Source organism: Enterobacter cloacae complex sp. P24RS (assembly GCF_014982165.1).
Classification (GTDB): Bacteria; Pseudomonadota; Gammaproteobacteria; order Enterobacterales; family Enterobacteriaceae; genus Enterobacter; species Enterobacter quasihormaechei.
Map to the genome: position 1 here is coordinate 57,209 of NZ_JADCKU010000014.1, position 24,218 is coordinate 81,426.

The 24,218-nt window shown below is 56.0% G+C and carries 27 protein-coding genes, 1 pseudogene and 1 other annotated feature; of the genes and pseudogenes, 8 read left to right on the forward strand and 20 right to left on the reverse strand.

Translation table 11 applies throughout. The features are described from left to right. Together INF58_RS15385 and cls are read right to left on the reverse strand one after the other, a co-directional pair. Entirely contained in the window at positions 1-330 is a 330-nt protein-coding gene (locus tag INF58_RS15385) for an HI1450 family dsDNA-mimic protein (RefSeq protein WP_006810881.1), read from the reverse strand. Between the two features lie 33 nt (positions 331-363). Continuing rightward, positions 364-1,824 carry a cardiolipin synthase gene (cls, locus tag INF58_RS15390; RefSeq protein ID WP_063452252.1) on the reverse strand — a complete coding sequence of 487 codons (1,461 nt, stop codon included), beginning with the start codon at positions 1,822-1,824 and terminating at the stop codon, positions 364-366. 143 nt (positions 1,825-1,967) lie between these two features. Between cls and INF58_RS15395 the strand changes: the two genes are divergently transcribed. After that, on the forward strand, positions 1,968-2,141 hold the full coding sequence (locus INF58_RS15395) for a YciY family protein (RefSeq protein WP_017384232.1): 174 nt from the start codon (positions 1,968-1,970) through the stop codon (positions 2,139-2,141). Between the two features lie 134 nt (positions 2,142-2,275). Then, the gene (gene leuE / locus INF58_RS15400; protein ID WP_063866543.1) at positions 2,276-2,911 is read left to right on the forward strand and encodes a leucine efflux protein LeuE; all 636 of its coding nucleotides are present in this window, start codon (positions 2,276-2,278) and stop codon (positions 2,909-2,911) included. 32 nt (positions 2,912-2,943) lie between these two features. On the opposite strand, the gene INF58_RS15405 is transcribed toward leuE, so the two are convergent. Next, on the reverse strand, positions 2,944-3,240 hold the full coding sequence (locus INF58_RS15405) for a YciI family protein (RefSeq protein ID WP_063452254.1): 297 nt from the start codon (positions 3,238-3,240) through the stop codon (positions 2,944-2,946). Positions 3,241-3,461: 221 nt separating this feature from the next. On the opposite strand from INF58_RS15405, the gene tonB reads away from it, so the two are divergent. Further along, complete coding sequence (tonB, locus tag INF58_RS15410) at positions 3,462-4,184, forward strand: TonB system transport protein TonB (protein ID WP_193032807.1); 723 nt, start codon at positions 3,462-3,464, stop codon at positions 4,182-4,184. A 47-nt stretch (positions 4,185-4,231) separates the two neighbouring features. On the opposite strand, the gene yciA is transcribed toward tonB, so the two are convergent. From yciA to INF58_RS15435, 5 genes and pseudogenes are all read right to left on the reverse strand, one after another. Next, on the reverse strand, positions 4,232-4,627 hold the full coding sequence (gene yciA, locus INF58_RS15415; protein WP_063866544.1) for an acyl-CoA thioester hydrolase YciA: 396 nt from the start codon (positions 4,625-4,627) through the stop codon (positions 4,232-4,234). A gap of 98 nt (positions 4,628-4,725) precedes the next feature. Next, positions 4,726-6,912: a TonB-dependent siderophore receptor gene (locus INF58_RS15420; RefSeq protein ID WP_193528024.1), complete on the reverse strand. Its 2,187-nt coding sequence runs from the start codon at positions 6,910-6,912 to the stop codon at positions 4,726-4,728. Positions 6,913-7,091: 179 nt separating this feature from the next. Continuing rightward, on the reverse strand, positions 7,092-7,631 hold the full coding sequence (locus tag INF58_RS15425) for a septation protein A (protein ID WP_063452258.1): 540 nt from the start codon (positions 7,629-7,631) through the stop codon (positions 7,092-7,094). Positions 7,632-7,644: 13 nt separating this feature from the next. Further along, positions 7,645-8,388 carry a YciC family protein gene (locus INF58_RS15430; RefSeq protein ID WP_193528025.1) on the reverse strand — a complete coding sequence of 248 codons (744 nt, stop codon included), beginning with the start codon at positions 8,386-8,388 and terminating at the stop codon, positions 7,645-7,647. A 25-nt stretch (positions 8,389-8,413) separates the two neighbouring features. Continuing rightward, a pseudogene (locus tag INF58_RS15435) lies at positions 8,414-8,494 on the reverse strand (YkgJ family cysteine cluster protein); the annotation flags it as partial. 275 nt (positions 8,495-8,769) lie between these two features. On the opposite strand from INF58_RS15435, the gene ompW reads away from it, so the two are divergent. Next, positions 8,770-9,402 carry an outer membrane protein OmpW gene (ompW, locus tag INF58_RS15440; RefSeq protein WP_063866546.1) on the forward strand — a complete coding sequence of 211 codons (633 nt, stop codon included), beginning with the start codon at positions 8,770-8,772 and terminating at the stop codon, positions 9,400-9,402. A 39-nt stretch (positions 9,403-9,441) separates the two neighbouring features. Here the strand turns inward: ompW and INF58_RS15445 are convergent, their stop codons facing one another. From INF58_RS15445 to trpL, 9 genes are all read right to left on the reverse strand, one after another. Beyond that, positions 9,442-9,723 (reverse strand): hypothetical protein, encoded by a 282-nt coding sequence (locus INF58_RS15445; RefSeq protein WP_370551720.1) that lies wholly within the window; start codon positions 9,721-9,723, stop codon positions 9,442-9,444. A 478-nt stretch (positions 9,724-10,201) separates the two neighbouring features. Beyond that, positions 10,202-10,435, reverse strand: a complete 234-nt coding sequence (gene yedF, locus INF58_RS15450) for a sulfurtransferase-like selenium metabolism protein YedF (protein ID WP_003856774.1) — start codon at positions 10,433-10,435, stop codon at positions 10,202-10,204. Then, positions 10,432-11,643, reverse strand: coding sequence for a selenium metabolism membrane protein YedE/FdhT (gene yedE, locus INF58_RS15455; protein WP_193528026.1), 1,212 nt, complete (start codon positions 11,641-11,643; stop codon positions 10,432-10,434). Before yedE ends, yedF begins: the two co-directional genes overlap by 4 nt. A gap of 173 nt (positions 11,644-11,816) precedes the next feature. Beyond that, positions 11,817-12,626 carry a tryptophan synthase subunit alpha gene (trpA, locus tag INF58_RS15460; protein ID WP_063452263.1) on the reverse strand — a complete coding sequence of 270 codons (810 nt, stop codon included), beginning with the start codon at positions 12,624-12,626 and terminating at the stop codon, positions 11,817-11,819. Next, entirely contained in the window at positions 12,626-13,819 is a 1,194-nt protein-coding gene (trpB, locus tag INF58_RS15465; protein ID WP_063452264.1) for a tryptophan synthase subunit beta, read from the reverse strand. Before trpB ends, trpA begins: the two co-directional genes overlap by 1 nt. A gap of 10 nt (positions 13,820-13,829) precedes the next feature. Beyond that, complete coding sequence (gene trpCF, locus INF58_RS15470; RefSeq protein ID WP_193528027.1) at positions 13,830-15,188, reverse strand: bifunctional indole-3-glycerol-phosphate synthase TrpC/phosphoribosylanthranilate isomerase TrpF; 1,359 nt, start codon at positions 15,186-15,188, stop codon at positions 13,830-13,832. Between the two features lie 3 nt (positions 15,189-15,191). Continuing rightward, positions 15,192-16,787: a bifunctional anthranilate synthase glutamate amidotransferase component TrpG/anthranilate phosphoribosyltransferase TrpD gene (trpD, locus tag INF58_RS15475; protein WP_063866553.1), complete on the reverse strand. Its 1,596-nt coding sequence runs from the start codon at positions 16,785-16,787 to the stop codon at positions 15,192-15,194. Beyond that, positions 16,787-18,349 (reverse strand): anthranilate synthase component 1, encoded by a 1,563-nt coding sequence (locus INF58_RS15480; RefSeq protein WP_193528028.1) that lies wholly within the window; start codon positions 18,347-18,349, stop codon positions 16,787-16,789. Before INF58_RS15480 ends, trpD begins: the two co-directional genes overlap by 1 nt. Positions 18,350-18,372: 23 nt before the next feature. Beyond that, positions 18,373-18,466: a sequence feature (Trp leader region), on the reverse strand. Further along, positions 18,443-18,487, reverse strand: coding sequence for a trp operon leader peptide (trpL, locus tag INF58_RS15485; protein WP_071524153.1), 45 nt, complete (start codon positions 18,485-18,487; stop codon positions 18,443-18,445). It overlaps the preceding feature by 24 nt. 127 nt (positions 18,488-18,614) lie before the next feature. Between trpL and rnm the strand changes: the two genes are divergently transcribed. The 3 genes from rnm to rluB all read left to right on the forward strand — a co-directional run bounded on the left by rnm (position 18,615) and on the right by rluB (position 21,098). Then, positions 18,615-19,508, forward strand: a complete 894-nt coding sequence (gene rnm, locus INF58_RS15490) for an RNase AM (protein ID WP_064910501.1) — start codon at positions 18,615-18,617, stop codon at positions 19,506-19,508. Next, complete coding sequence (locus tag INF58_RS15495) at positions 19,505-20,125, forward strand: L-threonylcarbamoyladenylate synthase (RefSeq protein ID WP_003856793.1); 621 nt, start codon at positions 19,505-19,507, stop codon at positions 20,123-20,125. The genes rnm and INF58_RS15495 overlap by 4 nt, the downstream gene beginning before the upstream one ends. Positions 20,126-20,222: 97 nt before the next feature. Further along, complete coding sequence (gene rluB / locus INF58_RS15500) at positions 20,223-21,098, forward strand: 23S rRNA pseudouridine(2605) synthase RluB (RefSeq protein ID WP_193528029.1); 876 nt, start codon at positions 20,223-20,225, stop codon at positions 21,096-21,098. A 35-nt stretch (positions 21,099-21,133) separates the two neighbouring features. Here rluB and cobO read toward each other — a convergent pair whose 3' ends face one another. Together cobO and INF58_RS15510 are read right to left on the reverse strand one after the other, a co-directional pair. Next, on the reverse strand, positions 21,134-21,724 hold the full coding sequence (gene cobO / locus INF58_RS15505) for a cob(I)yrinic acid a,c-diamide adenosyltransferase (RefSeq protein ID WP_193528030.1): 591 nt from the start codon (positions 21,722-21,724) through the stop codon (positions 21,134-21,136). Further along, on the reverse strand, positions 21,721-22,482 hold the full coding sequence (locus tag INF58_RS15510) for a YciK family oxidoreductase (protein WP_063866557.1): 762 nt from the start codon (positions 22,480-22,482) through the stop codon (positions 21,721-21,723). The genes cobO and INF58_RS15510 overlap by 4 nt, the downstream gene beginning before the upstream one ends. 251 nt (positions 22,483-22,733) lie before the next feature. On the opposite strand from INF58_RS15510, the gene sohB reads away from it, so the two are divergent. Beyond that, positions 22,734-23,780: a protease SohB gene (gene sohB / locus INF58_RS15515; protein ID WP_193528031.1), complete on the forward strand. Its 1,047-nt coding sequence runs from the start codon at positions 22,734-22,736 to the stop codon at positions 23,778-23,780. Positions 23,781-23,816: 36 nt separating this feature from the next. On the opposite strand, the gene INF58_RS15520 is transcribed toward sohB, so the two are convergent. Continuing rightward, positions 23,817-24,068 (reverse strand): YciN family protein, encoded by a 252-nt coding sequence (locus INF58_RS15520; protein WP_063452272.1) that lies wholly within the window; start codon positions 24,066-24,068, stop codon positions 23,817-23,819. Positions 24,069-24,218: the final 150 nt, after the last annotated feature.

The window sequence follows — 24,218 nt, forward strand, 5'->3', positions numbered from 1 at the left end:
TTATTCGCGCCAGAGAATATGGCACAGCTTGTGGTCTTTTTCGCGGCACAGCAGCACGCGCGCAAAGATGTCGTTAATTTCGCCGCCGTCTTCGTCCGCCAGGCCAATCACCACTTCGGCAAAGAAATCCGGGTTGAGGTCAAAATCGACGTGTTCGGCCCAGTCTTCAGACGGATCGAACAGCTCGGCGCCGCCACGCTCTTCAAATTGCAGGTTGAAAAGAATCACGTCAGCCGGGTCGAGATTATCGACCGCCAGTTCGAGAAAAATATCGTAGGCCTGCTCGAGCGTTTCGTCTTCGGTCAGGCGATTGTTCAGATCCATTTCCATGATGACTACCTGTTAAACATCGTTGGGCACGTTTTACAGCAACGGACTAAAGAAGTAAAACAGTCGTTCGGCAATTCGCTGCCACAGCGGACGTTTCGCCCACAGCCTGGCGTCCAGCAGGCGTGAACGGGAAATATAATCGTCCTGAACCGCCGCCAGATCGCCGCCAAACCCGGCGTCATCGATGACCAGCGTAATTTCAAAATTCAGCCACAGGCTCCGCATATCCAGGTTGACGGTGCCCACCAGGCTGAGCTCCCCGTCCACCAGCACGCTCTTGGTGTGCAGCAGCCCGCCCTCGAACTGATAGATTTTCACGCCCGCGGCCAGCAGCTCGCTGAAGAACGCACGGCTTGCCCACCCGACCAGCAGCGAATCGTTCTTGCGCGGCATAATAATGCTCACATCCACTCCGCGCTGCGCCGCCGTACAGATGGCATGCAGAAGGTCGTCGCTGGGAACGAAATAGGGTGTGGTCATGATCAGATATTCACGCGCTGAGTACGCGGCGGTAAGCAGTGCCTGATGGATCAGATCTTCCGGGAAGCCAGGACCGGAGGCAATGGTATGAATAGTGTGCCCGCTGGCTTCCTCAAACGGCATGATATTGCCATCCGGTGGCGGGGGAAGAATGCGTTTGCCGGTTTCAATTTCCCAGTCGCAGGAGTAGACGATGCCCATAGACGTTGCCACCGGGCCTTCCATGCGAGCCATCAAATCAATCCATTGCCCCACGCCGGAATCCTGTTTGAAGAAGCGGGGGTCAACCATATTCATGCTGCCGGTGTAAGCGATATAGTTATCGATCAGAACCATTTTTCGGTGCTGGCGGAGATCCATGCGCCGCAGAAATACGCGGAAAAGATTCACCTTCAGCGCCTCGACCACCTCGATACCGGCATTGCGCATCATGCCAGCCCACGGGCTACGGAAAAAGGCCACGCTGCCGGCGGAGTCCAGCATCAGGCGGCAATGGATACCGCGACGTGCAGCCGCCATCAGCGATTCGGCTACCTGGTCCGCCATGCCGCCCGGCTGCCAGATGTAAAACACAATCTCGATATTATGTCGGGCAAGTTGAATGTCCCGGATCAGCGCCTGCATCACATCGTCGGAAGAGGTCATCAACTGGAGCTGGTTGCCTTTTACGCCGGCGATCCCCTGGCGGCGTTCGCACAGCTTGAACAGGGACGACGCCACGCTGCTGTTCTCTTCGGCAAAGATATGCTTGCAGGCTTTGAGATCGGCAAGCCATTTCGCCGTGGAGGGCCACATGGCGCGGGCGCGTTCGGCCCGGCGTTTACCCAGATGAAGTTCACCAAAAGAGAGATAGGCGATTATGCCCACCAGCGGGAGAATGTAGATAATCAGAAGCCAGGCCATGGCGGAAGGGACCGCTCTGCGCTTCATCAGAATGCGCAACGTCACCCCGGCAATTAACAGCCAGTATCCTAAAATGACCAGCCAACTCACCACGGTGTAGAAGGTTGTCATAAATAAAAAATCCTTTTGAAAGCGTATTGTTATGAGTTTACGCATCAGGATTCATCTGGCAAATAAAAACGGCAGATAAAAGCGCTGGTTTGCCGCCCGCTTAGGCTTATAATGGCATCTCTGTTAGAGAAAGAGTTGTAGACATGAAGCGCAGTAGAACTGAAGTCGGGCGCTGGCGCATGTTGCGACAGGTGAGTCGTCGTAAGGCTCGTTGGCTGGAAGCACAATCCCGCCGCAATATGCGTATCCACGCCATCAGAAAATGTGGGCTGAACAGACACCGTAATGCGCTGTTGTTCGCGGTCCAGGACATCTGATAACACTTAGGGCACCGAAAGGTGCCCGTTGTTTAACTGACGCGGTTTGCGGCTTTAACGGTATACAGTTTCAGATTTCGGGAATATCGACGTTGCGGCGATATTCCCTTTGTTTTGAGCAAAAGGAGTGAGACGTGTTTGCGGAGTTTGGTGTACTGAATTTCTGGACCTATGTTGTCGGCGCATTTTTTATCGTGCTGGTTCCAGGACCGAACACCTTGTTTGTGCTGAAAACAGGGATTGGCCACGGCGTAAAAAAAGGGTATCTGGCCGCCACCGGTGTATTTATTGGTGACGCGGTGCTGATGTTTCTGGCCTGGGCGGGCGTCGCCGCGCTGATCCAGACCACGCCGGTGTTATTCAATATCGTCCGCTACCTCGGGGCGTTTTACCTGCTGTGGCTCGGCGGGAAAATGCTCTGGTCCGTTATTAACCGTCAGAATAATACACATGATAACAGCGCCGAACCGGCAAGCGCGATCCTCAAGCGTTCGCTGGTATTGAGCCTGACGAACCCGAAAGCGATTCTTTTTTACGTGTCGTTCTTCGTCCAGTTCATCGATGTAAACGCGAAGAATACCGGCACGTCGTTCCTGATCCTCGCCACAACGCTTGAGCTGATTAGCTTCATGTACATGAGCTTCCTGATTTTCTCAGGCGCGTTTGTGACGCGTTACCTGAAAACCAAAAAGAAACTGGCGAAGCTGGGGAATGGGCTGATCGGTCTGCTGTTTGTCGGCTTTGCGGCGAGGCTGGCGTCGCTGCACTGAATGAAGAAAAGGCTCCAGAGGGAGCCTTTCTTTTAGAACACTTTTTTATACGGACGAACCGTGACTTTCTCGTACACGCCGGCTGCGACGTACGGGTCTGCTTCTGCCCACGCCTGCGCGGCTTCCAGAGATTCAAACTCGGCAATCACCGTGGAGCCGGTAAAACCTGCCGCTCCCGGATCGTTGCTGTCAACGGCAGGCATCGGGCCCGCGGTCAGCAAACGGCCTTCATCCTGTAGCAACTGTAAGCGCGCCAGATGGGCAGGGCGAACGGAAAGACGTTTTTCCAGAGAATCATGTACATCTTCAGCGTAAATCACGTAAAGCACGGCAAAGCTCCTTAACCGGTGAAAGTGACAATTACGTTATGTGAAAGCACAAATGACTGCAATGTAAAGATAATCACATTGTTAAAACCCTGATCTGGATGCCCCTTTTTTGCCCGCTTACGCGCTTAAATTGCGCCAGGACAAAGTGTCTTATTGAATATGATTGCTATTTGCATTTAAAATCGAAGTTCGGTTTTTTAACGTTGATGATTATGACTTCGATGACCCTTGATTTACCTCGCCGCTTTCCATGGCCGACGCTGCTTTCCGTCGTTATTCACGGTGCTGTCGTGGCGGGTCTGCTCTATACCTCGGTTCATCAGGTTATTGAAATGCCGGCGCCAGCGCAGCCAATTTCTGTGACCATGGTATCGCCTGCGGATCTTGAGCCGCCGCAGGTTGCGCCGCCGCCGCCACAGCCCGTTGTTGAACCGGAGCCCGAACCCGAGCCAGTTCCTGAGCCGCCGAAAGAAGCGCCGGTGGTGATCCATAAGCCAGAGCCAAAACCTAAACCGAAGCCAAAACCCAAGCCGGTTAAAAAGGTGGAAGAGCGTCCTAAACGTGAAGTGCGTCCGGTAGAGCCACGCGCCACGCAACCGGTTGAAAATGCCGCGCCGTCGCGTCCGCTGATGAATAACACCGCGACCGCGACGAAACCGACGGTAACCGCGCCAGCGGGCCCGCGCGCGCTGAGCCGTAATCAGCCGCAGTACCCGGCGCGCGCGCAGGCGTTACGCATTGAGGGGCGCGTAAGGGTGAAATTTGACGTCACCGCCGACGGTCGCGTTGATAACGTGCAAATCCTCTCCGCCCAGCCGGCGAATATGTTTGAACGTGAAGTGAAATCGGCCATGCGCAGATGGCGCTACGAGGCCGGTAAACCCGGCAGCGGGCTGGTTGTGAACATTGTCTTCCGCCTGAACGGCGGGGCGCAGATGGAATAACGGCCAATAAAAAGCCTCCGCAAGGAGGCTTTTTTTATACCTGAAGCTTAGCTCCGGGGAAGCTGGCGCGGTTTCCCGTCGCTATCCACCGCCACATAGATGAATAATGCCTCCGTCGCCTTATAGCGCTGACCAATCGGTTCAGAAGAGACTTTTTTTACCCAAACCTCAATGTTGATGGAGATAGAGGTATTGCCGCGTTTTACGCAGCGCGCGTAACAGCAAACCACATCTCCAACCGCAACCGGACGCAGGAAGGTCATGCCATCAACCCGGACGGTGACTACGCGCCCGTGGGCGATCTCTTTAGCCAGAATTGCGCCGCCCATATCCATTTGCGACATTAGCCAGCCGCCAAAAATATCGCCATTGGCATTGGTGTCAGCGGGCATTGCCAGTGTGCGTAAAACCAGTTCGCCCTGTGGGGCGTCAATTGTTGTCATTGTTTTTAAACTCGTAACTGAAGACTTCAGGCGGGATGCTACTATGATTTCTGGCTGGAGAGAATAGGGTGAGCGCCCGCAGCGCGGGCGCCTGAGGGTCAGAAGGACATGGTTACGCCGGCGTAATACGCGCGGCCCGGTTCGTTATAGGTCGATGCACCGTCATTTTCACGGTAAATCTGCTTGTCAAAGAGGTTGCTGATGCCAGCATTCAGGCGCAGGTTTTTGGTCAGCTGATAATTACTGCCGATACCCACGATGGAATACGCGCCGATCTCTCTGTTGGACATCGCATTCTCCTCTTTGCGGATTTCAGCGTTCTCTCTGGGCTTCTGGCGGCCATACATCGTCCAGCTTACGTTGGCTGAAAGCTTGCTGTTAACCTCCCAGTCCAGCATGGTGTTGACGGTGTATTTGGGGATGATCGACAGCGGGTTGCCGGTGTCTTTACTTTCAGACTGGATCATATACGTCGCATTGGTACGCCAGGTCAGCGTATCGCGAATAACCGGCACGGTGAGGTTGCCTTCCAGCCCTTCAACAACGGCCTTGCCGCCGTTCTCCCATTGCAGGATATTTACGCCGCTGCTTGTCTGCCCCAGCACGTCCGTTCCTGAAACGATCTTGTTTTTGTAATCGTTGCGGAACCAGGTAATTCCAGCCTCGTAGCCTTCCAGGGCAAAGGCCAGGCCGATCTCTTTGTTCACGCTGATTTCCGGATCCAGATCCGGGTTGCCTAACAGGTAGCAGCTTCCCTCGGTAATGTTGTTCGGACAACCGTTCCCGCGGGTGGAAAGCAGATAGCCTTCGCTGGACTGATACAGGTTCGGCGCTTTAAATACCCGAGCGATACCCGCCTTGGCCTTGAACATGTCGCCTAAATCCTGTGAAACGTTAAGGCTTGGGCTCCAGTTGCTGCCAAATTTATTGTGATAATCGAAGCGGATCCCCGGGATCAGGTTGGTCCCCTGACGCGCTTCAATATTGTCCTCAAGATAGATCCCGGTGAGATCGGCGCTGTTTTTGCTGTTGCGCTCGGAAGCGGTGCCGGAAACGCCGTTAATCACTTCTCCCGACACGTCCGTCGCCTGCATTGACGCCGGGTCGTTGAGCTCATCGCGGTTCCACTCCGCGCCGATGGTCAGCGTCTGGTCCACCAGCCAGAACAGCGGAATGTTCAGCTCGCCTGTGGAACGGTACGACTCAAGCCGGCTGGTGTCGTACTTATCGCTGTTGATCATACCCTCAACTCTGCCCGTCGACCCTTCCTGCATGCGGGTGTTGTTGGTCTTCTCGTAATAGACGCCAAACTTCGACTGGCCCCAGTCCCAGATGCCGTTGTGCGTAATGCCGTATGATTGGCGGTACATACGGTTAGTTTCGTGACCGTACAGGGACGACACCAGGCCACCTGGGCTGACGTTACCGTTGCTGTACTGCGTATCGCCCGCGTAGATATTGCCCTGGCGGCTGTAGCTGTAGTCGAAGTCTATAATCTGCTGCGGCGTGAGTTTCCAGGAGAGAAGGGCGTTGATGTCTTTGTTTCGTACGCCTTCGCGTCCGGCGGCGTAAGAGCCGTTTTGCGCGGTGTTAATATCCTCGGCGTCCGCGTCGGTTTTGTTGATGTTCCCGTAAAGGCGCATCGTTAACGCATCGCCTGCGAGAGGACCGCTCAGATCGAAGTTAGCGCGTTTAGTCGCTCCCTCTTTATCATTTTCAGGCTGGTTGGTGTAGAGCGAGAGCGAGCCGTGCCAGTCGTTGGTCGGGCGTTTGGTGATGATGTTGACGACGCCACCGGCAGCCCCGGAGCCATAGCGAGCGGCGGCAGGCCCGCGGAGCACTTCAATGCGCTCGACCATTTCTGGCGGAACCCAGTTGGTGTCCCCGCGGGTGTCGCGCTCGCCGCGCCAGCTGTAGCGCACCGAGTTACGGGACGTCACCGGCACGCCGTCAATCAGGATCAGGGTATTTTCCGGCCCCATACCGCGAATATCGATCTGGCGGTTGTTGCCGCGGCTGCCCGTCGCGCTGTTGCCGGTGAGGTTTACCCCGGGCATTTTACGAATGATTTCAGAAAGATCGTTTACCGGCGGGTCCTTTTCGATGTCCTTCGCCGTAATAACCGAGACGCCAGGCTGCTGCTTCAGCGCCTCTTCAGCCGTCGCCTGAACCACCATGGTTTCACCGTCGTCGAGAGTCTCTTCTGCTGCGTGCGCGCCCTGGCCCAGTGCCGCAAGGATGGCCAACGTAAGTGAAGCGGGGGCAAATCTTATTATGCTTTTCATCAACTCATTTCCATTTGTTAAAATGCGATGACGAATATTAATGATAGTGATTCTCATTACAATGAGAAGAGAGCAATCTCCATAAAATCTTCATGATTCAGTCATTTTTGAAGAAGGGGGGCGGAATGTGAAAGGAAAGTGAAAAAAGGCCAGATTGCATTGCGATCTGGCCCGTAAGGTTACTGCTTATCGTCCTGCGGCATGTGCCGGTAGATGTACACGCCGCTTAGCAGCGTAAACACGAGCGTCAGGGCCGTCAGGCCAAATACCTTGAAGTTGACCCAGATATTCTGCGGCAGCCAGAAAGCGATGTAGATATTGGCAAGACCGCACAGGATAAAGAACAGCGCCCAGGCCAGGTTCAGACGCCCCCAGACTGCCTGAGGCAGCGTCAGCTCTTTGCCCAGCATACGCTGGATCAGCGGCTTTTTCATCACCCACTGGCTGATGAGCAGCGCGCCCGCAAACAGGCCATAAATCACCGTGACCTTCCACTTGATGAATTCATCATTGTGGAAGAACAGCGTCAGGCCGCCAAACACCGCCACCATCAGGAAGGTGATGAGCGCCATCTTCTCAACCTTGCGGTAGCGAACCCAGCTATAAATCAGCACCACAGCCGTGGCCACAATCAGCGCCAGCGTGCCGGCATAAATGTCGTACAGCTTATAAAAAGCGAAAAATACGATCAGCGGTAAAAAATCAAGAAACTGCTTCATTCTGCGATCCCGGTTACTGACGAATTAACATGTACAGGCGGAACAAATAGACCAGCAGCACGGCTGAAATCAGGTTGCTCAGCGTATTGGCGACAACCGCACCGACGTTTGGCGTTAACACCGCGAAATTCGGTGCAAACAGCAGTAGCAGCGTTTTGGCCAGCAACCAGCTGATAACGGCCGGCGCGACCAGTCGCATATTTGCCCACGTGAGCCTGATGCTGCTACGCATGGCGGTGAAAATGCCCATTTTGTCCTGCACCACCATGACTGGCGCGAATGAAAGAACGATAGCCAGCAACACGCCAGGAACGACAACCAGCATTATCCCCATCTGGACCAGCAGCGTGGTCAGGAAGATGAGGATAAACAGCTTCGGCAGCACCGGCGCGCTGGCACCGATTGCACGTAACGCGCTGACGCGTTGCCCGGCAGACACCAGCTGGATCATCAGCAGCACGCCACCGGCCAGAATGGCATTGCCAATCAGGCCCGAGAAGGTCGATGCCGCAGAGGCGCGCAGCAAGATTTGCTGTTGTTCTGGCGTCATATTCTGCACAAGGTCAAACAACCCCGCGCTGCCTGCAAGATGATCCCCCTGGCTCAGCGTGGCAATCTGTTCATCACTGGGTGAGAACGCATGACCCAGCACCACCGTAATAAAGGCGCACAACAACGCGATCAGTAAAAAGGTAATGAACTGATTGCGGAAAAAATTTCCCGTGTCACGGTAGACAGACTTCGCCGTGATAGACATGCACTCTCCTTGAGTATTGCAGGTGTTAATTAGCCGGCAATTGTACACCGGATATGGCGCTGGTGGCAGCATCAAGGCTTGTATGGAAAAGCATATCTTTGTAAAGCTGCAAAAGACGGACCCACCCAGTCAGACTGTGAGAGCGAAAGATTGTTCAGCCGCTACTGCAAGCGCAAGTGAGGAAAAGCAGAAATTTTTGTAACCGTGAAATGCCAGAAATTGACGTGGTAACAACTTATTGCTTTATATGGCGTCACCAAAAATTAACCTAGATCAATGAATGTTAACTTACTGGTTTTAATGTGATCTGTGTTAGATCACTTATTACTCTTTTGTGAGTATATTCTCCTCCGCAATTAAAACCACAACGATGGAGCGGATATGAAAAAATTAGCGGTGGCAGCCCTTATCTTAAGCAGTCTCTCTGGCGGCGCGTACGCGCATGAAGCAGGTGAATTCTTTATCCGTGCCGGTTCGGCAACGGTGCGCCCAACGGAAGGCTCAGACAGCGTGCTGGGGATGGGCGGTTTCAACGTCAGCAATAATACTCAGCTAGGCTTGACCTTTACCTATATGGCAACGGATAACGTGGGCGTTGAGCTTCTTGCCGCCACGCCGTTTCGTCACCGCGTCGGTTTGGGACCGACCGGAGACATTGCCACGGTGCACCATTTGCCGCCAACGCTGATGGCGCAATGGTACTTTGGGGATTCCAGCAGCAAGGTGCGCCCCTATATTGGCGCGGGCGTTAACTACACCACCTTCTTTGACGAGAAATTTAACGATACCGGGAAAGCGGCCGGGCTTTCCGATCTCAGCCTGAAGGACTCCTGGGGCGTGGCGGGGCAGGTGGGGCTGGACTATCTGATCAACCGCGACTGGCTGATCAACGCCTCGGTCTGGTACATGGATATTGATACCGACGTTCGCTTCAAGGCGGGCGGAGAGCAGCAGAGTATCAGTACCCGTCTGGATCCGTGGGTATTTATGTTCTCTGCGGGTTACCGTTTCTGATTCGGTAAAAACTGGCCGCACAGCGGCCAGTGCCGGGCGTCAAAAGGACGGATAAACGGGGCGTTCGTCCAGCTTCATGCAGTGGCTGAGCGTCGATTCGCCATCATACAGGTAGCTGAACGCATCGCGTGAAATGGAGTGGAACAGAACATCCCCGTTTGCAAAGGGAATAATTTCGGTATCGCCGACACGTTTATGGCCAGCGCCGGTTTCAAAATGCCCGGGCCACTTTTCCTGGGTGTGGTCGTAGACGTGCAGAATAATTTCGACCAGGCCGCGTTCCGGGCAGTTCAGCCGCAAAAACGTCGATGAGAAATTCAAAGACGAAGCGTGAAACGAGATAAAAACAAGCAAAAATCCAAAACATCTAAAAAACATCAACGCGTCAAAACCCTACTCAAACCAGACGTAAGATTTTACTTAAGTGTAAATCTTTCCTGTTGCTGTGGATCAATAAGAGTTAAGTTTCAAAAGCCTATGTTAAGTCTTCCTCGCCTTGTGTTCTCGCGGGGACGATATATCCCTGTAAGTCCGTGAATTGCTGTATGGTGGTTCTTCCATACATCTGGCTGGAGGGGATATCCCCAACATCAAATTTGAGTGTCCGGTATGTGCAGGCAAACAGTTTTATTTCACCACGTTTAGCCCGACGCACAGCCAACCTCACGGTGCGGTCTGTTCAGTTTGCGGAACACGCCTCACCACCCATTCATGCCTCCCGAAACTCAAAAGGCGACGGTGGCTAAAGCCAGCAAGTTGAAACAAGGCCTCCCGTAGAGGCCTTTTTCGTACCTGAGAGCTACTTCTGAATCAAATACCGTATGGTTGGCCCGTCCTGCTGGATATCCAGCACGGTATAGCCGTGGTTTTTAGCATCAAGCGGAATGTTGTTGATGGACTGGGGGCAATCGCTCACCACTTCCAGAATTTCACCTTTTTTAAGCTGCGGTAGCGCCTCAAGCGTGGCGACGGCCGGGTAAGGGCAGGGTTCACCCACCATATCGAGACGATAGTCAGGCACGATCTCTTTCATGCGGCATTCTCCTGAGTTTCAGTTTTGACGGTAGCCCGGCGGAAGAAACGCTTCTCTTGTGCAACCACCAGCAAGAAGGCGACAAGCAGCAGGGCGTAGGTCACCATGAGCCCCCCGAGTGGACCAAAGGTATTCAGCAAATTGACCTTGTCCCAGTTGGTTGCCAGCACCGGAGAGACGTCATCCCAGTAGTACGCCAGGAGGGTTGAGCCAATCACGTTACCCAGACCAACCCACCAGTAATGCACCTGGCCTTCCACGGCGCGATACATCCAGCCGGTTTCGCACCCGCCCGCCAGCACAATGCCAAAACCAAACAACAATCCGCCAATGACCGCATTAGGTCCGGCCCACATAATTTTCGGCTCCACGCCAAGCTGCACATAGCTAAAGATGCCGATCGCGCTGACCGCCATACCGGCAATGATTGCCTTCGCCATCATCGTTCGTCCGGTGATCCACATATCGCGAAACGCGGAGGTAAAGCAGATCTGCGCGCGTTCAATCAGCAGGCCGAAACCGACGCCGAACAGCATTGCCAGGCCGAGTTTTGGCTGATTCATCGCCGTGCACATCGCCCAGGCAACCATGGCAAAAAAGACCAGCATACCGAGGCGGAAGCGACGACGGGCCTGATCGGGCTTTTGAGTCAACGGAGAGGCAGCGCTCACTTTCGTCATTTTCACCGGAATGCGGAACAGCGGCAGCAGGGTGAACTTTGCGCCGAAGTATGAGCCGATGGCGGTGGCGACGGCAAAGAACCACGCATGCAGCGAGAACTGCGGAATACCGGTAAAGAACGCGGCAAGGTTACAGCCCATCGCCAGGCGGGCGCCAAACCCGGCTATGATGCCGCCGACCACGGCCTGCATAATGCGGATGCGGCTTTTCGGCATGCGTAACTTAACGTTGTTGGCCCACAGCGCGGCCGCAAAACAGCCGCCGAACATGCCGATGATCATCATCCCGTCAATGCGGGTCAGCGGTGTGCCCTCAAGATGGATCAGCTTAAAGTAGCCCCACTCTTCGGCATGAACGCCAGCAAGCTGCAATAGCTGTCCACCCCAGCGGGTAAACTCGCCCGTAACGGCCCAGAAGGTGCCGGTAATACCGAAATAATAAGTAGAGAGAATGCCTGCCGCGATAACGGCCGGAACAGGTGACCAGAACTTAACCAGGTAAGTCTGCTTGAAGTAATACCAGGACATGAATAACCTCTGAACTCAGAAGGATAACGCTAAAAAGAGCCCAGATCATACGCTTACACGAAAGATTGGAAAGTCATTCACACCGAAAATATCGACAGGATCAATTTTGGCAGGTTGCTCTCAGGGAGCAAGGGGGAAAACCGCCTGGCGCCGGGGCCAGACGGTTGTAACGGTTACGCCCTGCGCGTGGCCGCCTTCATGGATGTGACGAACGTTTTCAGCTCAGCCAGCATCTGCTCTGGTTTATCCACGTTCTTCTCAATAATCTTAACGATAGCCGAACCGGAAATGGCCCCGGCGGCCTTCGCGTCAATGGCCGCAGTAACCTGATCCGGAGACGAAATCCCGAAGCCCTGAAGCGGTGGAGCGGCATGGTATTCTGCCAGCTTCTCCACCAGGTGATGCAGCGGCAGCGCGGCTTTGTTCTCCGCGCCGGTCACGCCCGCACGGGAGAGCAGGTAGGTGTATCCTCGTCCGTAAGAGGCAATCTGGCGCAACAGGTCGTCATCGGCATTCGGCGGACAGATGAAAATCGGCGCGACGTTGTGGCGCATCGCCGCCTGACGGAACGGCGCGGACTCTTCAACGGGCACGTCAGCCACCAGCACGGAGTCGACACCCACGCGGGCGCACTCGGCGTAAAATGCATCAATACCGCGGCTGAAGACCAGGTTGGCGTACATCAGCAGGCCAATCGGGATGGTTGGGTGCTTCTGGCGGATCGCCGCCAGCATTTCAAAGCACTGGGTCGGCGTCACGCCTGCCGCAAAGGCGCGCAGGGTGGCGTTCTGGATGGTTGGGCCATCCGCCAGCGGATCGGAGAAGGGAATACCCAGCTCCAGCGCGTCGGCACCGGCTGCGATCAGGGTGTCAATAATCTTCAGCGACTGCTCGGGGCCGGGGTCGCCCAGCGTCACGAAGGGAACGAACGCGCCTTCCTGGCGGGATTTCAGTTCAGCAAATACGTTGTCGTAGCGTTCCATCAAATTTCCCCTCGTGCTTTCAGAATATCGTGAACGGTAAAGATATCTTTATCCCCGCGGCCGGAAAGGTTCACCACCAGCAGCTGCTCTTTTTCCGGGTTTTCCTTCATCATTTTCAGCGCGTGTGCAAGGGCGTGGGAAGACTCCAGCGCCGGGATGATCCCTTCATTGCGGCACAGCGTTTTGAAGGCCTCCAGCGCTTCGTCATCGGTGATGGAGACGTAATCCGCGCGGCCGGTGCTATTGAGGAACGCGTGCTGAGGCCCAACGGACGGGAAATCCAGCCCGGCAGAAATCGAGTAAGACTCTTCGATCTGCCCTTCGTCGGTCTGCATCATCGGGGCTTTCATACCGAAGTAGATCCCCACGCGGCCATGCTTCAGTGGCGCGCCGTGCTCGCCCGTTTCAATGCCGTGACCGGCAGGCTCGACGCCAATCAGCCCAACGCGGGTTTCGTCGATAAAATCGGCAAACATGCCGATGGCGTTAGACCCGCCGCCGACGCAGGCAATCACCGCATCCGGCAGGCGACCCTCTTTTTCAAGGATCTGCGCTTTGGTCTCTTCACCGATCATGCGCTGGAATTCGCGCACAATGGTCGGGAACGGGTGCGGGCCCGCAGCGGTGCCGAGCATATAGTGGGCGGTTTCGTAACTGCCAGACCAGTCGCGCAGCGCTTCGTTACAGGCATCTTTCAGCGTGGCGGAGCCGCTGTGCACCGGGATCACCTCCGCGCCCATCAAACGCATACGGAACACGTTCGGCGACTGGCGCTCAACGTCTTTGGCACCCATATAGATGCGGCACTTCAGGCCGAGCAGGGCGCTGGCGAGGGCAGAGGCCACGCCGTGCTGGCCCGCACCGGTTTCAGCGATAATTTCGGTTTTACCCATGCGCTTAGCGAGCAGCGCCTGGCCCAGCACCTGGTTAGTTTTGTGCGCGCCGCCGTGCAGCAAATCTTCACGCTTAAGGTAAAGCGTGGTTTTTGTGCCTTCGGTCAGGTTACGGCATTTGGTCAGCGCCGTCGGACGGCCCGCGTAGTTTTTCAGCAGGTCGGTAAACTCCGCCTGAAACGCCGGATCTTTTTGCGCGCTCACGAACGCTTCTTCCAGCTGGCGCAGCGCGGGCATCAGGATTTGTGGGACGTACATCCCACCGAACTCACCAAAATACGGGTTAAGTAATGTCGTCATCTTCTCTTCCTTAATATGCACGCAGAGTTTTGAATACCGATGCCAGCTTGCTGGCGTCTTTTATGCCCGGTTGGGACTCTACGCCTGAATTGAAATCGAGGCCGGCGCAGCCGGTTTTGGCCGCTTCCACACAGTTATCGGGGCTTAATCCCCCCGCCAGCAGAACATTGTCCAGCGCTTCTCCACGCAGCAGCGACCAGTCGAAGCGCTGCCCCGTACCGCCCTGACCGTTGTCGAGCACGTATTTATCAACATGATTCAGGTTACGCGCGGGCAGGGTGTCACCGACGCTCTGCGCTTTCCAGATCTGAACCTGTGGCGCCAGAACATGTCGCAGAGCATCGATATACGCCTGATCTTCGTCGCCATGCAGCTGGACCGCGCTCAGGGATAACGCGTCCGTTTTTGCTGCAATGTCGGTGATATCCGCATTGCGGAATACGCCCACATAGCTGAGTGGTGCAGCCGCAATCACCCTGCGCGCCTGCTCTTCATTAACCGCGCGTGGAGAGGACTCAACAAAGATCAGGCCTCCATAGATGGCGCCCGCTTCATACGCGGCCTGTGCATCCTGTTCGCGGGTCAGGCCGCAGACTTTGTTCTCACCCAACAGCACGCGGCGCACGGCAGCATTGAGATCGTCGTGTTCCATCATCGCGGAGCCGATCAGGAAACCGTTGGCAAAGTGGCTCAGCTCGCGCACCTGAGCGTAGCGGTTAATTCCGGATTCGCTGATCACCGTGACGCCCGCGCCCAGACGCGGCGCAAGCTGGCGCGTGCGGTTGAGGTCAATCGACAGGTCGCGCAGATCGCGGTTGTTAATGCCGACCACTTTCGCCTCCAGCGCGATGGCGCGCTCCAGCTCCTCTTCGTTGCTCACTTCGGTCAGCACGCCCATGTTCAGGCTATGCGCGACGGCGGAAAGCTGGCGATACTGCTCGTCGTCGAGCACGGAGAGCATCAGCAGGCAGGCATCGGCCTGATAAAAACGCGCCAGCCAGATCTGATATGGGTCGATAATAAAGTCTTTGCACAGAATCGGTTGCGGCGCGATGCCGCTGACGACGGGCAGAAAATCAAAGCTGCCCTGGAAATATTTTTCATCCGTCAGCACGGAGATGGCAGACGCATGATGCTTGTAGATACCGGCAATACGCGCCGGGTCGAAATCGTCACGGATCACACCCCTGGACGGAGACGCTTTTTTACACTCCAGAATAAACGCAGTGCGCGCGCCCCGGAGGGCATCATAGAAACGACGGCTGCTCGGCACGACTTCATTCTGGAAACTGGCAAGCGGCTGCTGTTGCTTGCGGGCTTCCACCCAGATGGCCTTATCGGCGACGATTTTCGCTAAAACGGTCTGCATTATTTACCCTCTTGCCGCAAGTGCGGTTACGCGATCGTAAGCTGCACCGGAGCGCAGTACGTCCAGAACTTTTTGGGCGTTGGCTTTCAGATCTTCCTCGCCATGTAAACGCATCAGCATGGCAACGTTGGCCGCCACGGCGGCCTCATGGGCAGCCTCACCTTTACCTTGTAATAAGCGCGTGAGAATGTCACGGTTTTCTTCCGGCGTACCGCCAGCCAGCGCATCCTGATGATACGGGGTCAACCCGAAGTCAGCGGCCTCAAGCTGATAGTTCAGCACTTCACCGTTATTCAGTTCGGCCACCAGCGTGGGCGCATGCAGAGAAACCTCATCCATTCCGCCGCTATGTACCACGGCGGCACGTTTGTAACCCAGAACGCGCAGCGTCTCGGCAATCGGCAGCACCAGCTCCGGGCTGTAAACGCCAATCAGCGCCAGCGGCGGGTGCGCCGGGTTAATGAGGGGACCGAGCACGTTAAACAGCGTGCGGGTTTTAAGCTGCTGGCGAACCGGCATCGCGTGGCGGAAACCGGTGTGGTACTTCGGCGCAAACAGGAAGCAGACGCCCAGGTCATCCAGCGCTTCACGGGAACGCTCGGCGTTCATGTCCAGGTTGATGCCGAAAGCGGCCAGCAGGTCGGACGAACCGGACCGGCTGGAGACACTGCGGTTGCCGTGCTTGGCCACCTTCAGGCCGCATGCCGCCGCCACAAAGGCGCTGGCGGTCGAAATGTTGATGCTGTTGCTGCCGTCGCCACCGGTCCCGACGATATCCGCAAACTGGTAGTCCGGACGCGGGAACGGGGCGGCATTTTCCAGCAGTGCGGTGGCCGCACCGGCAATTTCCTGCGGGCTTTCGCCGCGCACTTTCATGCTCACCAGCGCAGCGGCCAGCTGCTCAGGCTTCAGCTCGCCGCGCACGACGGCAGAGAAAAGCTGGTGGCTCTCCTGCTGGCTCAGGGTCTGGGCCTGATACAGTTTTTCCAGAATCGGTTGCAGGGTATTGGTCTGCTCCAGCTTTTGCAGCGCCCAGTCGAGCGTTTGCTCCAGCAGGCGTGCGCCGTTGGACGTCAGGATAGATTCCGGGTGGAACTGCATCCCGCAGACGCGATCCGCATCATGACGAACCGCCATCACCATTCCTTCAAACGAGGCGTTGATGGTCAGCCCGGCCGGAATATTGCTGCCGACAAGCGAGTGGTAACGCGCCACCGGAAGCGGGTTTGGCAGTCCGGCAAACATCGCCTGACCGTCATGTTCAATGCTCGATGCTTTACCATGCAGGATCTCACCCGCCTGACCGACGTAACCGCCGTAGGCTTCCACGATTGCCTGATGACCGAGGCAGATACCGATAATCGGCAGCTTGCCGCGCATGCGTGTCAACAGCTCAGGCATACAGCCTGCTTCGCTCGGCGCGCCTGGGCCCGGGGAGAGCATCAGCACCGGGTTTTGCATGGTCGCCAGACGGTCAATCAGCGTCTGGGCCGGAACATGGTTGCGATAGATAACAACGTTATGACCATTCGCACGCAGCTGATCTGCCAGGTTGTAGGTAAAGGAGTCGATATTATCGAGCAGCAGAATGTCAGCCATCAGAAAATCTCCTGTGCATGGTGTGCGGTAGCAATGGCGCGCAGTACCGCGCGTGCTTTACTGCGGGTTTCGTCAGCTTCAGACTGCGGAACAGAATCAAGAACAATCCCGGCCCCGGCCTGGACGGTAGCAATGCCGTCCTCGACGTAGGCGGAGCGGATCACGATGCAGGTATCAAGATCGCCGTGAGCGGTGAAATAGCCCACCGCACCACCGTAGCTGCCGCGACGGCGTCCTTCCGCTTCGGCAATCAGCTGCATGGCGCGCACCTTCGGCGCGCCGCTCAGGGTGCCCATATTCATGCAGGCGCGGTAGGCGTGCAGAACGTCGAGGTCGTGGCGCAGTTCACCGACCACGCGGGAAACCAGATGCATGACGAAGGAGTAGCGGTCAACTTTGGTCAGATCCGCTACGTAACGGGTGCCCGGCGTGCAAATTCGCGCCAGATCGTTACGCGCCAGGTCAACCAGCATCAGGTGTTCAGACAGCTCTTTGTGGTCGGTACGCATTTCCAGTTCGATGCGGCTGTCGAGATCGCGGTCCAGGGAACCATCGGCACGACGGCCGCGTGGACGGGTGCCCGCAATCGGGTAGATCTCAATCTGTCGGCTGGTGGCGTCGTACTTCAGGGAGCTTTCCGGCGACGCGCCAAACAGCGTGAAGTCATTGTCCTGCATAAAGAACATGTACGGGCTTGGGTTGCTCTTTTTCAGCACATCGTAAGCCGCCAGCGGCGACGGGCAGGGCAGGGAGAAGCGACGGGACGGCACCACCTGGAAAATTTCCCCGGCGCGAATCGCTTTTTGCATCTGACGTACCACCGCGCCGTATTGATCGTCGGTCTGACTTACCTCGCAGGTCATTTCCTCAATGCGCTGCACCGGCAGCGCGGGCGGTGCTTCCGACATCTGCTGTTGCAGTTGCGCGATGCGCTGCTCAAGGCGTTTTTTCTCAGACCCCGACGGAGTGAACAGGCTGGCCTGGATGCGGGTATATTTTTTCTGATGGTCGATCACCAGCAGGGTTTCGGCCAGGTAGAAGCAGTAGTCCGGGCAGCGGTTACCCTGCTCGGTTGCCGGTAAATCTTCAAAGCCGGCTACCAGGTCGTAAGCAAACAGCCCGCCAAAGAACATCGCTTCGCGCTCATCTTCCGGCACGGTGACCAGATTTTGCAGCAGGCGGAAGGCATCGAAAACGGACAGCGAGCAGAGGCGGGCATCTTCATCCAGCAGCTGGCTCACCGGCGGGAAATGCAGAATACGCAGGTCCGGGTGCCGTTCATTTTCAATGCCCGAAGGCAGTGCCGCATCCAGCAGCGGCAGCAGCGACGCGCCATTGTCAGACAACGCCTTGATGGTGACGGTGTCACCTAACGCGGTAATGCGCAGCGCGCTGTCAACCAGCAGCAGGCTTTTGAGGTCGTCCTTGCTGTCGATATCCGCAGACTCCAGCAGCAGCGTCGCGGGACGTGCGCCGCACACCTGATGAAACAGCGCGGTAGGGTTATGGCGATAGGCCGCCTCGCAGGTCAGCAGTTCGAGGTGTGGTTTGGCTGTTTGCATGTTGTTGTTCTCATATTTTGTTCAAAAAAAAGCCCGCTGGGTAGCGGGCGGGTATCTGTTTGCATTTCGCAGACGCGTGACACTGCCCGAAGATCAGGAAGTACGCCACCAACCGTGCAGAGCGAAATGTGCTGTCATTTTCAGATACCTTTCTCGTGTGAACTTGCGTACTAGTTAACTAGTTCGATGGCGTGTTGTCAACCCCTGATTTCAGTATTTCATGGTAAGTCGGTATCATAGGGGTTTCGGATGTTTCCAGACTGTTATGGGAAGTGCTTTGAGCGATACCACCTACGCCGTAATTTATGATTTACACAGCCACACGCAGGCTTCAGATGGCCTGCTGACGCCCGAAGCCCTGGTCCATCGCGCCGTTGAAATGCGAGTCGGCACGCTGGCAATAACCGATCACGACACAACCGACGCCATCCCCGCCGCGCGTGCGGAGATTGCCCGCAGCGGACTGGCGCTAAATCTCATACCCGGGGTTGAGATCTCCACGCTCTGGGAAAACCACGAAATTCATATCGTTGGCCTGAACATCGATCCTGAACATCCGGCAATGCGTGCTTTTTTGCAAGAACAAAAAGCACGCCGCAATCAACGTGCGGAGATGATCGGCGAACGTCTTGAGAAGGCACATATTCCCGGTGCGCTGGAAGGCGCGCGTAAGCTCGCGAACGGCGGGGCGGTAACGCGCGGCCATTTCGCCCGTTTTCTGGTTGAAGCCGGTAAAGCGACGACCATGGCGAATGTTTTTAAAAAGTATCTGGCGCGCGGGAAAACCGGATACGTTCCTCCCCAGTGGTGTACAATAAAACAAGCTATTGATGTCATTCATCATTCTGGTGGTAAGGCCGTACTGGCCCATCCGGGGCGGTATAATCTTTCTGCTAAATGGCTGAAAAGGCTGCTGGCGCACTTTGCCGAATGCGGCGGTGAGGCGATGGAAGTTGCCCAGTGTCAGCAGGCTCCCAATGAGCGTTCGCAGCTTGCGACCTACGCCCGCCAGTTTGGCCTGCTTGGGTCACAGGGTTCAGATTTCCATCAGCCCTGCGCGTGGATTGAACTGGGGCGCAAGCTCTGGTTACCTGCGGGCGTTGAGCCTGTCTGGCAGCTTTGGGAACAGCCACAGCAAATTGAAGAGAGGGAAGTATGAGTCAGTTTTTCTATATCCATCCGGATAACCCGCAGCCACGCCTGATTAATCAGGCTGTGGAAATCGTCCGCAAAGGCGGCGTAATTGTCTACCCAACCGATTCCGGCTACGCGCTGGGCTGTAAAATCGAAGACAAAGGGGCGATGGAGCGTATCTGTCGCATCCGTCAGCTGCCGGATGGCCACAACTTTACCCTGATGTGTCGCGACCTCTCCGAGCTGTCGACCTACGCGTACGTCGACAACGTGGCCTTTCGTCTGATCAAAAACAACACGCCGGGTAACTACACGTTCATTCTGAAAGGGACGAAAGAGGTGCCGCGCCGGCTGTTGCAGGAAAAACGCAAAACCATCGGGATGCGCGTGCCGTCTAACCCGATCGCCCAGGCGCTGCTGGAAACCCTCGGCGAGCCGATGCTCTCCACATCGCTGATGCTGCCGGGGAGTGAATTTACCGAGTCCGACCCTGAAGAGATCAAAGATCGTCTGGAGAAGGTGGTTGAGCTGATTATTCACGGCGGCTATCTCGGCCAGCAGCCGACCACCGTGGTGGATCTCACCGAAGATGCGCCAGAAGTCATTCGTGAAGGCGTGGGCGATGTTAAGCCTTTCTTGTAAGGGTGTAAGCAGATATACTACGCGGCCATCAAAGCAGGGCGCTGCCCTGTTTTTGACCTGATTCGACGCCTGTGAAGGCGACACCTGAGGAAGCTCAATGAGCGAGAAGTTACAGAAAGTGCTGGCGCGCGCCGGCCACGGTTCGCGCCGTGAAATCGAAGCCATTATTGAAGCAGGCCGCGTGAGCGTGGACGGCAAAATTGCCACGCTCGGCGACCGCGTAGAAATCGTACCGGGGCTGAAGATCCGCATTGACGGCCATCTTATCTCCGTGAAAGAGTCTGCTGAACAGATCTGTCGCGTACTGGCTTACTACAAGCCGGAAGGCGAACTGTGTACCCGCAACGACCCGGAAGGCCGCCCGACGGTGTTTGACCGTCTGCCAAAACTGCGTGGCGCCCGCTGGATTGCCGTGGGGCGTCTGGACGTGAACACCTGCGGCCTGCTGCTGTTCACCACCGATGGTGAACTGGCAAACCGCCTGATGCACCCGAGTCGTGAAGTGGAGCGTGAATACGCCGTGCGCGTCTTCGGCCAGGTTGATGAGAACAAACTGCGCGAGCTGTCGCGTGGCGTTCAGCTTGAAGACGGCCCTGCGGCGTTCAAAACCATCAAGTTTACCGGTGGGGAAGGCATTAACCAGTGGTACAACGTAACCCTGACAGAAGGACGTAACCGCGAGGTTCGTCGTCTGTGGGAAGCGGTAGGCGTACAGGTGAGCCGACTGATCCGCGTCCGCTATGGCGACATTCTGCTGCCGAAAGGCCTGCCACGCGGTGGGTATACCGAACTGGATCTGACCCAGACCAACTACCTGCGCGATTTGGTTGGCCTGACGCCAGAAACCACCTCGAAAGTGGCGGTGGAGAAAGATCGTCGTCGCATGAAGGCAAATCAGATCCGCCGTGCGGTGAAGCGTCACAGCCAGGTCAGCAGCAATCGCCGCTCTGGCAGCCGCAATAACAACGGCTAATCGAAAAGCCCGGTAAAGATACCGGGCTTTTTTCTTTAGTAATCAATCCCCATCTGCGCTTTGATACCCGCATCGAACGCATGCTTAACCGGACGCAGCTCGCTGACGGTATCTGCAATCTCCAGAATATCCCGATGACACCCGCGCCCCGTGACGATCGCCGTCTGGTGTGCAGGACGATTCCTGAGCGCCTCCAGCACGGCTTCCAGCGGCAGGTAGTCATAGGCCACCATATAGGTGATCTCATCCAGCAACACCATATTCAGCGTCGGATCTGAGAGCATTCTTTTGGCATGCTCCCAGACGGCGAGGCAGGCTGCGGTATCCGTTTCCCGGTTCTGGGTATCCCAGGTGAAACCGGTCGCCATAACCTGGAACTCAACGCCATGCGGTTCGAGTAGATTACGCTCGCCGTTGGGCCATTCTCCCTTGATAAACTGGATCACGCCCACTTTCTGCCCATGGCCAACGGCGCGGGTGGCGGTACCGAAGGCGGCTGTGGTTTTGCCTTTGCCGTTACCGGTGAACACGATGAGGATCCCGCGTTCGTCCTGGGCGGCGGCCACACGTGCGTCAACCTGTTCTTTCAGACGCTGCTGGCGCTGCTGATGGCGGTCTTCACTCATTGCGATATCCCCGGTTTACGGCCTGGCTGGGCATCGAAGGTCATCCCGGTTTTGCGACGGCTGTCGTCACCCATCAGCCACAGGTAAAGGGGCATGATATCGGCCGGGGTTTTAAGCTTCTGCGGATCTTCTGTGGGGAACGCGCTGGCACGCATTTTGGTGCGCGTACCGCCAGGGTTAATGCAGTTTACCCGCAAATGGCGGTTTTGATACTCTTCAGCCAGCACCTGCATCATTCCTTCGGTGGCAAATTTTGAGGCTGCGTAAGCTCCCCAGTTCGCACGGCCCTGACGACCTACGCTGGAGGAGGTAAACACCAGCGAGCCGGAATCTGACTTGAGTAATAAAGGAAGCAAGGCCTGAGTCAGGAAAAACGTCCCGTTGACGTTAACCTGCATCACCTGCTGCCAAATCTCCGGATCCTGTTCATCCATCGGGCGCACTTCGCCCAGCAATCCCGCGTTGTGCAGCACGCCGTCAAGACGGGGATAATGCGTGCTGATGCGCTGGGCAAGGGCCTGGCATGACGCTGGCGTGCAGGTCAGCAGATCGAGCGTATACCAGGGCGTGGGCGTACCGCCGGCGTCTTCGATTTCACGGGCAACGGATTTTAGCTTTTCTTCGTTACGTCCCAGCAGAATAAGGCTCGCACCGTATTCAGAATAGGTCAGCGCCGCTTCGCGACCAATCCCGTCGCTGGCACCGGTAACCAGAATGATGCGGTTCTGTAGAAGGTTTTTTTGTGGCTGATAATGCACGGTGGCTCCTCAGGCGCATTGAGCGTGACTTGCACCTTTATTTATGACTTTTCGGCTTTATGCCCGAAACAGCGTCAGAATTCAATCAGTCTACAGGACAGAACGCTGGGAAATTAACAATTTGCAAAGATTTAAACCAGAACAGGGGGATTCCTGAAGCCGCCTCGCAGAGGTAATGTCCAGAGCGAGACGCCCGCGCAGGGCTGTTGTACACTGGCGGGAAAGATTCGTGGTTAAATCAAGGTGGACGCGTGGAATTACTTTCTCAATATGGGTTGTTTTTGGCGAAAATCGCGACGGTGGTTATTGCTATCGCGGTGATTGCCGCTCTGATTGTCAACCTGACGCAGCGTAAGCGTCAGCGTGGTGAGTTACGCATTACCCGCCTGAGCGAGCAGTATAAAGAGATGCAGGAGGAGATGTCTCTGGCGCTGCTGGACGATCATCAACAGAAGCTGTGGCTAAAAGCCCAGAAGAAAAAACATAAACAGGAAGCCAAAGCGGCGAAGGCGAAAGCAAAGCTCGCCGCGCCGCAGGTTGATGCAAAGCCGCGCGTTTATGTGCTCGATTTTAAAGGCAGTATGGACGCGCATGAAGTCTCCTCTTTGCGCGAAGAAGTGACGGCGGTACTGGCCGTGGCGACACCGCAGGATCAGGTTGTAGTACGCCTTGAAAGCCCCGGCGGCGTCGTGCATGGGTATGGACTGGCGGCGTCGCAGTTACAGCGTCTGCGTGATAAACAGATCCCGCTCACCGTAGCGGTAGATAAAGTCGCGGCGAGCGGCGGCTACATGATGGCGTGCGTGGCGGATAAAATCGTCGCAGCACCTTTTTCAATTATCGGCTCGATAGGGGTGGTCGCGCAGATCCCTAACTTCAATCGTTTCCTGAAAAACAAAGAGATCGATATCGAACTGCATACGGCGGGTCAGTACAAACGTACGCTCACGCTGCTCGGCGAGAACACCGAAGAGGGACGGCAGAAGTTCCGGGAAGATCTGAACGAAACCCACCATCTGTTCAAAGATTTCGTGCACCGCATGCGCCCAACGCTGGACATTGAGCAGGTAGCTACGGGCGAACACTGGTACGGCACGCAGGCGCAGGAGAAAGGGCTGGTGGATGAAGTGGGTACCAGCGACGATCTCCTGATAAACCTGATGGAAGGTCGTGAGCTGGTGGGGGTGCGCTTCACCCGTCGTAAGCGCCTCCTCGACCGTTTTACCAATAGTGCGGCAGAAAGCGCGGATCGCCTGCTGCTGCGCTGGTTGCAGCGCGGTCAAAAGCCGTTGCTCTAAAGAAAAACGCGAGGCATATGCCTCGCGTTTTTACTTTTAATCGACCAGGTGATACTTCTCTGAGAGGGCATGCGCCAGGTATTTAAACATGTTAAATACGGCGGTGCTTTTCGGGGTTGGCAACCCCTGTTCATCAAGGAAATATTCACCGCTGAACACCAGCACACCATTACGCTGTTCCACGCCAGTCGCTTCGATCCCCGCCAGGGTGTCTTCATGGTCGCGAATGAGTTTGTTTGCTTCGATAAGCAGAGAAGCTCGGTCAATGGGTTGGGTCGTTTTCTGCATATTCCACTCCTTAAACAGTGACAATAGTCTACCCCTGGGTCGCTTCAGGGGCAAATTTTCCCTGTTATCCGAGGGGATAAGGAAAGGGGATTGGCTGGCGGGAATTGCTTTTGCATGCTAATAAAGTTGCGTAACGAATTTTATCAGGTA